Origin of the sequence: Burkholderia sp. BE17 (genome assembly GCF_009362305.1) — a bacterium.
In the GTDB taxonomy this organism is placed as follows: Bacteria; Pseudomonadota; Gammaproteobacteria; order Burkholderiales; family Burkholderiaceae; genus Burkholderia; species Burkholderia pyrrocinia_C.
In genome coordinates this window covers 1-12,936 of the sequence record NZ_WHNU01000027.1, presented here as the reverse complement: position 1 = coordinate 12,936, position 12,936 = coordinate 1, and the positions used below count along the sequence as shown (strand labels likewise).

Genomic DNA, 12,936 nt, shown 5'->3' with positions numbered 1-12,936 from the left:
CGGAGCGGCCCGGCCGCGCGGCGGCCGGCATTTGACGGGATGACGGGAACACGCATGGTGCGCATCGTTCGCTGGATCGCTCTCTGGTGCCTGGCCGGCCTCGTCGCGCCCGGCGTTGCGTTCGCGCAGGGCGCGCGCGCGCCGGACGCCGGCGCGGCGCTGTCGATCGCGACCGGCAAGGGTGAGCTGCTGTCGCTGCCGGAGCCCGCGGTCGCGATGTTCGTCGCCGATCCGACCATCGCCGACATCCAGGTGCCGTCGCCGCGCACCGTGTTCGTGTTCGGCAAGAAGGCCGGCACGACCACGCTGATCGCGCTCGGCGCGAACCATCGGCCGATCCTGCGCAGGACGGTGATCGTGCAGGTCGACACGGCGTCGCTGCAGGCGGTGCTCGACAGCCGCTTTCCGCAACTGAAGCTGTCGGTGTCCGGCGCGCCGGGCTCGCTGATGGTGTCGGGCAAGGTGCCGGGCGCGGCCGACGCGGACGCCGTGATGCAGTCGCTCGGGCCGTACCTGCACGACAAGGAAAGGATCGTCAACCGGCTCACGCTGTCGCGCCCGATCCAGGTGAACCTGCGCGTGCGGGTGACCGAGGTGAGCCGCAACGTCACGCAGCAGCTCGGCATCAACTGGAGCGCGCTCGGCGGCGCCGGCAACTTCGTCGGCGGGCTGTTCAACGGGCGCACGCTGTTCGACCCGACCAACGGCCTGTTCAACCTGTCGCCGACCGGCGCATTCTCGGTGCTCGGCGGCTTCCGCGCGGGGCGCTGGTCGATCGACGTCGTGCTCGATGCGCTCGACCAGGAAGGGCTGATCACGATGCTCGCGGAGCCGAACCTCACCGCGATGTCCGGCGAGACCGCGAGCTTCCTCGCGGGCGGCGAGATTCCGATTCCCGTTGCGCAGAGTGGCAACACGGGGGCGATCACGGTCGAGTACAAGCCGTTCGGCGTATCGCTCGACTTCACGCCGACCGTGCTCTCCGACAACCGCATCAGCCTGAAGGTGCGCCCGGAGGTCAGTGAGGTCGATTCGAGCAACAGCGTGACGACGGGCGGTATCAAGGTGCCGGCGCTCACCGTGCGGCGCGTCGAGACCACCGTCGAGCTGTCGAGTGGGCAGAGCTTCGCGATCGGCGGGCTGCTGCAGAGCCAGACGGCCGACACCGTGTCGCAGATTCCGGGGCTCGGCCGGCTGCCGATCATCGGCCGGCTGTTTTCGTCGAAGAACTTCCAGGACAACAAGACCGAGGTGGTCGTGATCGTCACGCCGTACATCGTGCAGCCGACCGGGCCCGGCCAGCTCGAGCAGGCGATCGACACCGTCGCGCGGCCGAGCAGCGATCTGGAGTTCGCGGTGCAGCGCAACCTCGGGCTCGACCTGCTGTCGGGCGACACGCCGCGCCTCGTCGGCGCCGCGGGCTTCGTGTACTGAACCGGAGGAGCGCTCATGCGAGTTCGAACCACCGTCCTGGCACTGCTGCCGCTGGCGCTGGCGGGCTGCATGTCGGCGCCGCCGCCGCTGAACCTGCCCGACGCGCGGTCGATCGGCTTCGACGGCGTGCAGGCGGTGCCGCCCGACTGCGCGAAGCTGATGCAGCCGTCGCATCTCGTCGACGCGGGCTTCGGGCGGCCGGGCGTGCCGTTCGGCTGCGCGACCTACACGAACCTCGCGGCCATGCTCGCGCGGCCGCAGGATCTCGTCGCGCCCGTGCCGTACGGCGGCGCCGACGCGGAAGTCGCGGCCGGCGCGGTGCGCCGCTACGTCGAGGATCGCGTGAAGCTGCCGACGCCCGGCAAGACGCTGACGACGACCGGCTCGCCCGGCCATTGAACCGATTCCCGAGGCCATCGCAATGCCGCCCATGAACGTCCTCGATCGCCAGAACGCCAAGCGCGCCGCGTCCGCCGGAGCGACGGATCTCGTCGCGGTCGTGTCCGATCCGGGCAGCGAGGACGTGATCCGGCGCGTCGCGCAGGATCTGTCGATCACGCGTGCGCACCTGCAGACGGGCACCTGCGACGACGCGATCCGGTTGCTGCAGCAGCACGAGCGTTCGCCGCGCCAGTTGGTCATCGACGTGTCGGATTCGGTGCTGCCGGTGTCGGACCTGATACGGCTCGCCGACGTGTGCGATCCGTCGGTGCGGGTCGTCGCGATCGGCACGCAGAACGACGTCGGGCTGTTTCGCAACCTGCTCGGCATCGGCGTGCAGGACTACATCGTCAAGCCGCTGACCGTCGAGCTGATGCGGCGCGCGCTGACGGCGACGGAATCGGTCGTGCAGGTGCGCACCGGCAAGATCGTCAGCTTCGTCGGCGCACGCGGCGGCGTCGGCGCGACGACCATCGCGGTGAGCCTCGCGCGCTGCCTGGCGGGCGAGAAGCGCCGCCGCGTCGCGTACATCGACCTGAACCTGCATGGCGGCGGTGCGAACTCGATGCTCGGGCTGTCCAGCAACAACGGGCTGGTCGAGTTGCTGAACATGGAGCAGCGCCCCGACGACGCGCTGTTCGACCGCATGTTCGTCACCAAGGGCGACCGCCTGCACGTGCTGTCGGCCGAGCTCGCATACGGCGCCGACGTGCCGCTGAGCGACGGGGTGGTCGCACGCCTGGTCGACATGCTGAAGGACCGCTTCCACTACGTGCTGTTCGACGTGGGCAGCGGCGCCGGCAAGCTGTTCGAGGATGCGCTCGAGGCGTCCGATCTCGTCTACATCGTCGCCGACCGCTCGGTGCACGCCGCGTACGAATCCGCGCGGCTCGCACGCTTCGTGCAGGAGCTGCCGGGCGAGCGGCAGCTGTCGATGGTGCTGAACAATCCGCTCGAGCCGGTCGCGGCCCGCGTCGAGCCGGCCGATTTCGCGGAGGCGTTCGGCGGCGCGTCGCTGCTCGAGCTGCCGCACGAGCCGCAGACGCTCGCGCTCGCCGAGAACCTCGGCGAGCCGATCGGCGACGCGAAGCGCCGCGGCTTCCTGGACGGGATCCGGCAGCTCGCGAACGGCATCACCGGCGAACCGATGGCCGTCGCCGAACCGTGGTACGCGCGCTTCGTCAAGTGGAGGAAAGGATCGTGACGTTCGGTAACCGCAACCGTCAGCCGCCGGACCCCGCACCGGCCGCCACGCCCGCGGCGCCGCGCGCGCCGGCGCCGACAGTCGCGCCCGCGCCGCCGCCGGCCCGCGCGCCCGCGGCCGCCGACACCCACGAGGCGCTGATCCGCTCCGGCAAGTTCGACGCGATCCGCACCGCGGTGTTCGCGTCGATGAACATGTCGGCGGCGCTGATGAAGACGCGCGACGAAGTGCGCGTGGGCATCGAGCAGGTGGCGGCGCACACGGTCGAGCGCGAGCGCTTGAAGATCACGGCCGGCGAGCAGGTGCTGATCGTCGACGCGATCCTGAACGACATGTTCGGCGTCGGGCCGATCGAGCCGCTGCTCGCCGACGAAACGGTCACCGACATCCTCGTCAACGGGCCCGACCAGGTCTACGTCGAGCGCGCGGGCCGGCTCGAGCTCACGTCGCTGAAGTTTCGCGACGACGCGCACGTGACGAGCGTCGCGCAGCGGATCGCGGCGGCGGTGGGCCGGCGCGTCGACGAGAGCAGCCCGATGGTCGATGCGCGTCTCGCCGACGGCAGCCGCGTGAACGTCGTGCTGCCGCCGATCGCGATGCGCGGCCCGTCGATCTCGATCCGCAAGTTCGCGAAGCGCGACATCACGCTCGCGCGGATGGCGCATCAGGGCAACATTTCGCATCCGATGCTGCAGGTGCTGAAGGTGGCGTGTTCGTGCCGGCTGAACATCGTGATCTCGGGCGGCACCGGCTCGGGCAAGACGACGCTGCTCAACGCGCTGTCGCAGCACATCGAGCAGCACGAACGGATCGTGACGATCGAGGACGCGGCCGAGCTGCAACTGCTGCAGCCGCACGTCGTCAGCCTCGAGACGCGGCCGGAGAATACCGAGGGGCTCGGCGGAATCTCGCAGCGCGACCTCGTGCGCAACGCACTGCGGATGCGGCCCGACCGCATCATCCTCGGCGAGATTCGCGGCCCGGAGGCGTTCGACGTGCTGCAGGCGATGAACACCGGCCACGACGGCTCGATGACGACGATCCATGCGAACTCGCCGCGCGACGCGATCAGCCGGCTCGAGAGCATGGTCATGATGGCGAACGCGAACCTGCAGCTGCTGTCGATCCGGCGCCAGATCGCGAGCGCCGTGCACCTGTTCGTGCAGGTCGAGCGGATGCGCGACGGCGTGCGGCGCGTCACGCGGATCACCGAGATCGTCGGGATGGAGGGCGAGGTGGTCATCACGCAGGATCTGTTCGCGTTCCGCCAGGAAGGCGACACGACGCGCGACTCGGTCAAGGGCGTGTTCGAGGCGTCGTCGCTGCGGCCGTCGTTCGCGGCGCGCGCCGCGTATTACGGCGTCGAGGACGCGCTCGCCGAGGTGTTCCGGCAATGAGGGCCGCCGACCTGTTCGCGGCGGGCGCGTTCGTCGTGATCCTCGGGATCGGGCTCGCGCTGTCGTCGCTGTTCGATCGCGCGCGCCGTACGCCGGCGCAGCGCATTCGCGAGCGGATGCTGCACCTGTCGCCGTTGCTCGCGGGCCGCGACGGGGGCGCGGCCGACGGGGCCGGCGTTGCGCTGTTCAACCTCGAACGCCGGCAAAGCCGCGTGCGCACGTGGCTGCAGCGCTACGTGACACGCGTGCGCGCGGTGGGCGGCGAAGCCGGCATGCGGATCGTGATCGCCAGCACGATCGCCGGCGCGATCGCGGCGATCGTCGCGGTGAAGCTGATCGGGCCGCCGGGCTTCCTGCGTCCGCTGATCTACATCGGGCTGCCGCTGTTCATGATGCGCGCCAGCTACCGTTCGCTGATCGAGCGCTTCCGGATCCGTTTTCTCGAAGCGTTCCCGGACGCGATCGACCTGATCGTGCGGGCCGTGCGCGCGGGCATTCCGGTCACGCAGGCGATCAGCACGGTCGGCGACGGCGCGGCCGAGCCGGTGCGCTCCACGTTCCGCACGATGGGCGACAGCCTGCGGGTCGGCGCGGATCTCAAGGACGTGCTCACGCAGGCGGCGGACCGGCTGATGATCGCGGACTTCTCGTTCTTCACCGTCTACCTGCTGCTGCAGCGCGAAACCGGCGGCAGCCTCGGCGAGACGCTCGACGAACTGTCGAGCATCATCCGCACGCGCCGCGACATCCGCCTGAAGACCCGCGCGCTGACCGCCGAAGGGCGGATCACGACGAAGATCATTTCGGCGGTGCCGTTCGTGATGATCGGCGCGCTGTTCCTCGTGAATCGCCCATATGTGATGCTGCTGTTCACGACGCACGCCGGCAACACGATGCTGACGATCGCCGCCGGGCTGCTGACGGTCGGGCTGCTGTCGATCCGCAAGATCTCGAGACTGGATACCGCGCGATGACGATGTCGATGCTGGCCGCCCGCGGCCTCGAACTGCTGCTGTTGCTCGCCTGCGTCGGCGTGGCGCTCGGCATGCCCGGCGGCGGCACGCGCCGGCGCATCGCCGTGCGCGTGCAGCTGGCGGCCGGGCAGCGCGCGCCGTCGCTCGCGGCGGGGCGGCTGCAGCCGGACGAGGTTCGCCAGGGCCTGACGCGGCGGCTCGCGCAGCTCGGCGAGCGGCTGCCGGTGCTCGACCCGATGCAGCGCGTGAAGCTCGGCCTGCAACTGGCGCGCGCGGGCTTTCGCGACCGCCGCGCGGTGTCGTCGATGATCGGCATCAAGCTGAGCTGCGGCGTGCTGTTCGCGGGCGTCGCGATCGTGTTCAGCCCGTTCATTCCGCGCTTCGGCGAATACTTCGTGATCCGTGCGCTGGCGATGGTCGCCGCGTTCGTGATCGGCGTGATCGTGCCCGAGTACGTGCTCGGCGCGATGATCCGGCGGCGGCGGCGGATCATCGCCGCGTGCTTTCCGGACGCGCTCGACCTGCTCGTGATCTGCACGATGGCCGGCAACAGCCTCGCTTCGGGCATCCGGCGCGTCGCGCACGAACTGGCGCGCATCTGCCCGCCGCTCGCCGACGAGCTGACGGTGTGCGCGGACGAGCTCACGCTGAGCGGCAACGTGTCCGCGACGCTCACGCATTTCGCGACGCGTGTCGATTTCGCGTCGGCGCGCTCGCTCGCGACGACGCTCACGCAGTCGCAGCGGTTCGGCACGCCGATCACGCAGGCGCTGCGAACCCTGTCGCGCACCGAGCGCACCGAGCAGGTCGTCGCGCTCGAGGAAAAGGCAGCGAAGCTCGCACCGAAGATCACGTTGCCGATGATGCTGTTCATCCTGCCGACGGTCTGCCTGATCGCAGCGGGCCCGGCGGCGATCCGCCTGCTCGAGATATTCAAATGACACGATCCATCGTACGCACGTTTGCGTTCGCGGCCGTGCTGCCGCTGCTGGCCGGCGGCTGCGGCGCGCCGGGCGTCCAGCCCCGGCCGGTGCTGTCGCACAAGAGCGACGACCCGCAGGCCGAACTGCGCATCGCGGACAGCGCGCTCGCCGGCGGCAACGTCGATCTCGCGTCGACGCTGTACGAGAAGGTGCTCGCGAAGCATCCCGATTCGCTCGCGGCGCGGCTGGGGCTCGGCGACGTCAACTATCGCGCCGGCGACCTGGAGCGCGCGCGGATCCTCTACGAGGAAGCGCAGCGGCAGTCGCCCGCGGAGCTCGGCCCGCGGCTCGGGCTCGCGCGCGTCGCGTTGCGGCAGCGCCGGCTCGACGAGGCCGCGCAGCGCTATCGCGACCTGCTGGCCGCGCAGCCGAACCATCCGCTCGCGGCGGAAGGGCTCGGCACCGTGCTCGACCTGCAGGGGCGCCATGCGGAGGCGCAGGCCGTGTATCGCGACGCGCTGCGCGCGCACCCGGACGCGCAGGGGCTGCGCATCGACCTCGGGCTGTCGCTCGTGCTGAGCAACCGGCCGCGCGAGGGCGTGAACGTGCTGCTCGACGTCGCGGGGCTGCCCGATGCGCCGTGGCAGGCGCGCCAGAACCTCGCGTTCGCGTATGGCGTGCTCGGCAACACCGATTCGGCGAAGAAGCTGCTGTCCGCGGATCTGCCCGCGTCGGCGGTGGCCGACAACCTGCGCTTCTACCAGGCGGTGCGCGCGCGGCTCGCGTCGCGCGGGCCCGCCGGCGGCGGGCCGGAGCGGGGTGTCGCGCCGCCGGGAGCGGGGGCCGCAAAATGACTCGCGGGGCGACGCTCGCCCGCCGCGCACGCGGCGTCGTGTCCCTCGAGTTCGTGATGATGCTGCCGTTCCTGCTGATGGTGCTGATCGGCATCATCGACACGAGCCTGATCCTGTGCGACAAGGCCGTCATCACGAACGCGAGCCGCGAGGCCGCGCGCGCCGGCGTCGTGCTGCGCGTGCCGATGCTGACCACGACGCAGGTCGCCGGCGTCGCGCAGAACTACATGCAAAACAGCCTGATCACCGGCGGCACCGCGACGACGCCGACCGTGACCGTGACCCAGGCGAACGGCACGACGGCGGGCACCGCGCTGACTGTGACGGTGACCTACACGTATTCGGGGCTGGTGCTGGGTTCCGCGTTCAGCGCGCTGACCGGCCCGGTGACGGTCTCGGCCACCTCGGTGATGCTCTATGAATGACGCGGGCGACACGCGAGCTCCCGGCCCCGCGCGGCAGCGCGGCTCGGTCGCGCTGTTCTTCCTGCTGTTCCTGATTCCGCTGCTGTCGTTCGGCGCGCTGGCGATCGACATCGCGTGGGTGGCCACGGTACGCAACCAGTTGCAGAACGCCGCCGACGCGGCCGCGCTCGCGGGCGCCGACGCGATGATGTCGCCGAGCGGCGGCGCGCTGAACTGGTCGCAGGCCGCGCCGGCGGCAAACGGCGTGATCGCGCAGAACTCGGCGGCCGGCGCCGCGCTGTCGACCGGCACGGTGAGCACCGGCTACTGGAACGTGACGCGCAGCCCCGCAGCCATGCAGGCGACGACCATTACGCCCGGCTCGTACGACGTGCCGGCCGTGCAGGTCACCGTGTCGCGCGCGCCGGGCGTGAACGGCGGCTCGATTCCGCTGCTGCTCGGCGGGCTGCTGGGGATTCCCGGCGCGTCCGGCAGCGCGACCGCGGTGGCGGTGCTGGCCGCGCCGGGCGGGGTGGCGGCCGGCGGGCTGTTTCCGGTCGCGATCGACCAGTGCGTGTACAACCAGTACTGGAACGCGGTGACCAACCAGCCGCTGATCAATCCGCTGACGGGCTTGCCGTACGAGTTCTCGATCACGAACGGCCAGACCTACGGCACGCTGTGCATGGGCGGGCAGTGGACGTCGTTCCTGTCGACGGCGACCGACACGACGACGATGGGCGGGCTGATGGTGACCGGCAACCCGACGACGCTCAATATCGGCGACAGCATCTACCTCGCGACCGGCGTGAAGGCGACGCTCTACACGTCGGTGCCGGTCGGCACGACGGTGGTGCTGCCGGTCGTCACGCAGACGTCGACCAGCACCTACGTGCCGATCGTCGCGTTCGCGGCGTTCCACATCGACGTGTCGCTCGGCGGCACGTACAAGTACATCCAGGGCCACTTCGTCGCCGGCGTGAAGATGACCGGCGTCGCGACCGGCGTCGGGCCGTACTACGGCGTGTACGTGCCGCCGCGGCTCGCGCTGTGAGCGCCGGACCGCGCACGGCGCAGCAGCATGAGGACGGCGGCGAGCGTCACGGCCGGGCCGATCTGCGGGAGCAGCAGCCCCGGGTTCAGGTATTCGTAGAGCGGCAGCGCCCACATCAGCGCGATCGTGGCCTGCTCGCCGCGCAGCCAGCCGTCGCGCCAGCCGATCGCCAGCATGCACGCGACCGCGATGCCGAGCCACGCGAGCTCGTAATGCCACACGTACGGGTTCGCCGCGAGCGTCGCGACCGCCAGCACCGCCGCGCGCACGCGGGTGTCGCGCGAGCGCACCCATGCGATGCACGCGGCAGCGATCGCGATCGCCGCGACGCCCGCGTGCGCGGCATACGCGGCGCCGAGCGGCAGGCCGGCGAGGCGGAACGCCGCGAACGGCGTCGGCGACGCGAACCAGAACATCACGCCATGCTCGAGAATGAGCGCCCGCGCGAGCCCCGTGTTGGCGACGAACAGGCGCAGCGACTCGACGCCGCATACCAGCACGCTCAACGCGCCTAACGCGGCGGTGGCGAGCGCGGCCCATGCGATCGTGCGCCACGCGCGCGCGGCGACCAGCACGAACGGGAACAGCAGCGCCATCTGCGGCTTGACCGACAGCAGGCCGATGCAGAGGCCGGCCCACATCGGCCGCCGGTCGGCCCAGTAGACGGCCAGCGCCGCGCACGAAGCGGTCAGGAACGCGTTCTGCCCGAGCATCGCGGTGACGAACACGCACGGGGCGCCGACCAGCGCGCATGCGCCGACGCGCCGCACGCCGGGCGTCGCACCGAGGTCCGACACGCGCCACGCGGCGACCCCGAACACGACGATGCCGAACGCGACGAACAGCGGATAACCGATCGCAAAGGGCAGCAGCGCGAACGGCGTCACGAGCAGCAGGTAGGTGGGCGGGTACAGCCACGCGACGAGGCCTTCGCTGCGGAAATACGGAAACATCGAGGCCGCCAGCCGCGAGAAGGTCGGGAAATCGTACGCCTGCCATGGCACGCCGTGCAGCATCACGTACGACGCCGACCAGAACACCGAGTAGTCCGCACCCGGGCTCGCGATGGTGGCGCCCGGCGTGTAGCGGATGACGTACGCCCAGATCGCCAGGAACAGCGCGTGGAACACGAGCACGAACGCGCTGTACGCGACGACGCGCCGCGGCGTCAGCCACGCGCGGACGGGGCGCTCCGCCGAGCGCATCGATTGCCGGGGAATGTCCATGCGACGCGTGCCGGTTGGTTACTTGACGGAGATTTTCCTGGCGGCGTGGCCGGCGGCCGCGGGTGTCGCCGGCCGGCGGCGGGCCGCGTGCGCGCGCTTGACCGGGAACTGCAGCAGCTTCGACGCCGGATGCGCGGCGGCATCCCGCTCGGCGCGGTAGCGCCACCGCACCAGATAGACCGGGCGCTGCTTCGACTCGTGATAGACGCGGCCGAGGTATTCGCCGATCACGCCGATGCCGACCAGCTGGATGCCGCCGATGAACAGCACCACGGAAATCAGCGACGCGTAGCCGTGCACCGGGTTGCCGAACAGCAGCGTGCGCACGACGATGAACGCGCCGTAGACGAGCGCGAGCATCGCGAACGCGAGGCCGATGTAGGTCCACACGCGCAGCGGCACCGTGCTGAAGCTCGTGATGCCTTCGAGCGCGAAGTTCCAGCGCCGCCACCCGGAGAATTTCGAACGGCCGCCGCTGCGCGGCGCGCGCGTGTATTCGATGATCTCGATGCGAAAGCCGACCCACGCGAACAGGCCTTTCATGAAACGCCGCCGCTCGGGCAGCGCGCGCAGCGTGTCGACGACCTGACGGTCCATCAGCCGGAAATCGCCGACGTTCTCCGGCATCTCGACTTCTGAGAGCCGGTTGTGCACGCGGTAGTAGAGCGCGGCGGCCAAGCGCTGCATCAACGGATCGCACATGCGGTCGGTGCGCTTCGCGGCGACGACCTCGGCGCCCGCGAGCCAGCGTTCGATCATCGCGGGAATCAACGCGGGTGGGTCCTGCAGGTCGGCGTCGATCAGGATCACCGCGGCGCCGGCCGCTTCGTCGAGGCCGGCGGTGAGCGCGGCCTCCTTGCCGAAGCGGCGCGTGAGATCGACGACGCGCACGCGCGGGTCGCCGGCCATGACCTCGAGCAGTCGGTCGAGCGTGCGATCGCGGCTGCCGTCGTTGATGCAGACGATCTCGAAGCGGACCGTGTCGACCGACTCGAGGACGGGCAGCGTTTCGGCAAAGAACGCATCGATCGTTTCGTCTTCGTCGTGAAACGGCACGACGAGCGAGACCAGCGGCTTTCTGGCGTGCGTGGGCATGCGTCCCCCCGAGAGATCCGGCCTGCGCTGCACCGTATGGATTCGGTTGTCGTCCATCGCAGGCCGGACGACAGGCGTTACGATCATTGTAGGCAGAAATCGACGATTCGTAATACCGATGCGTGGGTTGTGCAGCGGGCTGTTTTCACCGTCGAGCCACGGTTTGTCGACGGCCGCGGGCCGGCCGGGCGGGCGCGTGGGCGCCGAGACGAGGTTTTCGATGTCGAAGGAGATCGCAATGCAAGTTCAGGACCTGACCGGCGCGGCGTTGGACTACTGGGTGGCGCTGGCCGAAGGCCTCGGCGCGCCGTGCGTCGCCGGCGGCGCATGCCGGGCGATCCGCGAGACGGGCGGCGCGAGCGTGTCGTTCGCGCCGTCGTCTTCGTGGACGGACGGCGGCCCGATCGTCGAGCGGCTGCCGTTCGCCGCGTTCGAGCGCGACGGCGGGCACGGCGCGTGGCGGGCCGTGCTGCACCGCGCGGTGCCGGCCGCCGGCGAGCGCTGCACGTTCAACCAGTCGGGGCCGACGCTGCTGGTCGCCGCGGTGCGCACGCTCGTCGCGTCGACCTTCGGCGACGACGTGCCGGATCTCGACATGTCGAAACCGCGCTGAGCATGGTTCGTCGCGTTGCGGCGCCTGGCGCTTCCTGCCTTCTATCCGGCAGACAGATTCCGGATCGCGATCGACGCGACGTCGACGCGCCGCGGCAGGATCGCATCCGCCGCCGCGCGATCGGCGACGCGTTGCAGCACGTCGATGTCGGCGTCGCTGAGGCTGCGTTGCGCGAGCGCGGCGCGGCGCGCGATGTCGGCGGCCGCGTCGGGCGGCAGGCGCGTCAGCGACGCATAGACGCTCGCATAGTCGGCCGGGTGCGCGAGCGCCCATTGGCCCGCGCGGGTCAGCCGTGCGAGCACGTCCGCGAGCGCCGCGCGTTTCGCGCGATCGTCGAGCGTGTCGACCGGCGAGGTGAGAAACGCGAGCCCCGAATTGATGCCGCTGCCGTCGCGGACAATGCGCGCGCCGCGTCGCACCGCATGCCCGTAGTACGGGTCGAAGGTCGCCCAGATGCCGATCCGCCTGGCCTCGAACGCGGCGAACGCATCGACGGGCAGCACGAAACGCACGTCGAGGTCGCGCTGCGCGAAGCCGTGCTCGCGCAGCGCGCCGTACAACTGGTATTGCGAGATGCTGCCGCGCGCGGACGACACGACGACGGTTTGCCCTTTCAGGTCCGCGACGGTGCGGACCGGCGAGTCGGGCTGCACGACGATGCCGAGCGACGCCGGCGAGCCGACGCGCGTTGCGACGATCCGCAGCGACGGATCGCCGAGCGCGGCCGTCAGCACGGGCAGGTCGCCGGCCGGCGCGAGATCGATCGCGCCCGCGCGCTGCGCCTCGAACAGCGGCGCGGCGCCCTGGAAGTTGGCCCAGCGGAACCGGTACGGCGTGCCGTCGAGCACGTGTGCGGCTTCGGCCAGCGCGCGCAGGCCGCCGGCCTGGTCGCCGAGCACGAGCGTGACGCCCGACAGGTCGGCGCCGGCCGCGCGGGCTGGCAGTGCGATGCCGCCGGCGAGCGGCGCGGCGGCGAGGGCGGCAAGACGCTGCAGCACGCGGCGGCGTGCCGTGGCGGGAGACGGGTTCATCGGCGGCATATCCTCGGTGATCCGCGCGCGTGCGGCGCGGCTGCCGGGCAGGTTACGGAATCGGGTTCCGGCCGACAAACATCGAATCGTGAAATGCATATTCGCGCGGCGACGGCCGGGGCGGCCGATCGCGACACCTGACGCTTGACACCGACACCGACGCCTGACGCCTGATGCCTGATGGCTGACGCCTGACGCCTGACGCCGACGCCGACGCCGACGCCGACGCCGACGCCAACGCCAACGCCAACGCCAACGCCAACGCCCGACACCCAACGCCCGAGCC

Annotated in this window: 13 protein-coding genes; 10 read left to right on the top strand and 3 right to left on the bottom strand. The window is 70.8% G+C overall.

Annotated features, from left to right (window positions below):
* Window positions 1-54: 54 nt before the first annotated feature.
* Genes GD429_RS22750 through GD429_RS22710 form a run of 9 tightly spaced genes read left to right on the top strand, consistent with a single transcriptional unit; the run spans window position 55 to window position 8,685 of the window.
* Window positions 55-1,434, top strand: a complete 1,380-nt coding sequence (locus GD429_RS22750) for a type II and III secretion system protein family protein (RefSeq protein ID WP_152860133.1) — start codon at window positions 55-57, stop codon at window positions 1,432-1,434.
* A gap of 15 nt (window positions 1,435-1,449) precedes the next feature.
* Window positions 1,450-1,833 carry a CpaD family pilus assembly lipoprotein gene (locus GD429_RS22745; protein WP_152860131.1) on the top strand — a complete coding sequence of 128 codons (384 nt, stop codon included), beginning with the start codon at window positions 1,450-1,452 and terminating at the stop codon, window positions 1,831-1,833.
* A 22-nt stretch (window positions 1,834-1,855) separates the two neighbouring features.
* Window positions 1,856-3,079 carry an AAA family ATPase gene (locus GD429_RS22740; protein ID WP_152860129.1) on the top strand — a complete coding sequence of 408 codons (1,224 nt, stop codon included), beginning with the start codon at window positions 1,856-1,858 and terminating at the stop codon, window positions 3,077-3,079.
* Window positions 3,076-4,476 (top strand): CpaF family protein, encoded by a 1,401-nt coding sequence (locus GD429_RS22735; RefSeq protein WP_321574795.1) that lies wholly within the window; start codon window positions 3,076-3,078, stop codon window positions 4,474-4,476. Before GD429_RS22740 ends, GD429_RS22735 begins: the two co-directional genes overlap by 4 nt.
* Window positions 4,473-5,450 carry a type II secretion system F family protein gene (locus GD429_RS22730; protein WP_152860127.1) on the top strand — a complete coding sequence of 326 codons (978 nt, stop codon included), beginning with the start codon at window positions 4,473-4,475 and terminating at the stop codon, window positions 5,448-5,450. The genes GD429_RS22735 and GD429_RS22730 overlap by 4 nt, the downstream gene beginning before the upstream one ends.
* The gene (locus GD429_RS22725) at window positions 5,447-6,391 is read left to right on the top strand and encodes a type II secretion system F family protein (protein WP_152860125.1); all 945 of its coding nucleotides are present in this window, start codon (window positions 5,447-5,449) and stop codon (window positions 6,389-6,391) included. Before GD429_RS22730 ends, GD429_RS22725 begins: the two co-directional genes overlap by 4 nt.
* A complete protein-coding gene (locus GD429_RS22720) occupies window positions 6,388-7,227 on the top strand; it encodes a tetratricopeptide repeat protein (RefSeq protein ID WP_152860123.1) in 840 nt (279 codons plus the stop codon). Before GD429_RS22725 ends, GD429_RS22720 begins: the two co-directional genes overlap by 4 nt.
* Window positions 7,224-7,652 (top strand): TadE/TadG family type IV pilus assembly protein, encoded by a 429-nt coding sequence (locus GD429_RS22715; protein WP_152860121.1) that lies wholly within the window; start codon window positions 7,224-7,226, stop codon window positions 7,650-7,652. The genes GD429_RS22720 and GD429_RS22715 overlap by 4 nt, the downstream gene beginning before the upstream one ends.
* The gene (locus GD429_RS22710) at window positions 7,645-8,685 is read left to right on the top strand and encodes a TadG family pilus assembly protein (protein ID WP_152860119.1); all 1,041 of its coding nucleotides are present in this window, start codon (window positions 7,645-7,647) and stop codon (window positions 8,683-8,685) included. The genes GD429_RS22715 and GD429_RS22710 overlap by 8 nt, the downstream gene beginning before the upstream one ends.
* Here GD429_RS22710 and GD429_RS22705 read toward each other — a convergent pair.
* Together GD429_RS22705 and GD429_RS22700 are read right to left on the bottom strand one after the other, a co-directional pair.
* On the bottom strand, window positions 8,649-9,911 hold the full coding sequence (locus tag GD429_RS22705; RefSeq protein ID WP_152860117.1) for a glycosyltransferase family 87 protein: 1,263 nt from the start codon (window positions 9,909-9,911) through the stop codon (window positions 8,649-8,651). The two genes, GD429_RS22710 and GD429_RS22705, sit on opposite strands and share 37 nt — an antisense overlap.
* An 18-nt stretch (window positions 9,912-9,929) precedes the next feature.
* The gene (locus tag GD429_RS22700) at window positions 9,930-11,006 is read right to left on the bottom strand and encodes a glycosyltransferase family 2 protein (RefSeq protein WP_152860115.1); all 1,077 of its coding nucleotides are present in this window, start codon (window positions 11,004-11,006) and stop codon (window positions 9,930-9,932) included.
* Between the two features lie 238 nt (window positions 11,007-11,244).
* Between GD429_RS22700 and GD429_RS22695 the strand changes: the two genes are divergently transcribed.
* On the top strand, window positions 11,245-11,619 hold the full coding sequence (locus GD429_RS22695; protein WP_152860113.1) for a phage protein NinX family protein: 375 nt from the start codon (window positions 11,245-11,247) through the stop codon (window positions 11,617-11,619).
* Window positions 11,620-11,660: 41 nt separating this feature from the next.
* Here GD429_RS22695 and GD429_RS22690 read toward each other — a convergent pair whose 3' ends face one another.
* Window positions 11,661-12,650 (bottom strand): ABC transporter substrate-binding protein, encoded by a 990-nt coding sequence (locus GD429_RS22690; RefSeq protein ID WP_152860111.1) that lies wholly within the window; start codon window positions 12,648-12,650, stop codon window positions 11,661-11,663.
* Window positions 12,651-12,936 lie beyond the last annotated feature (286 nt).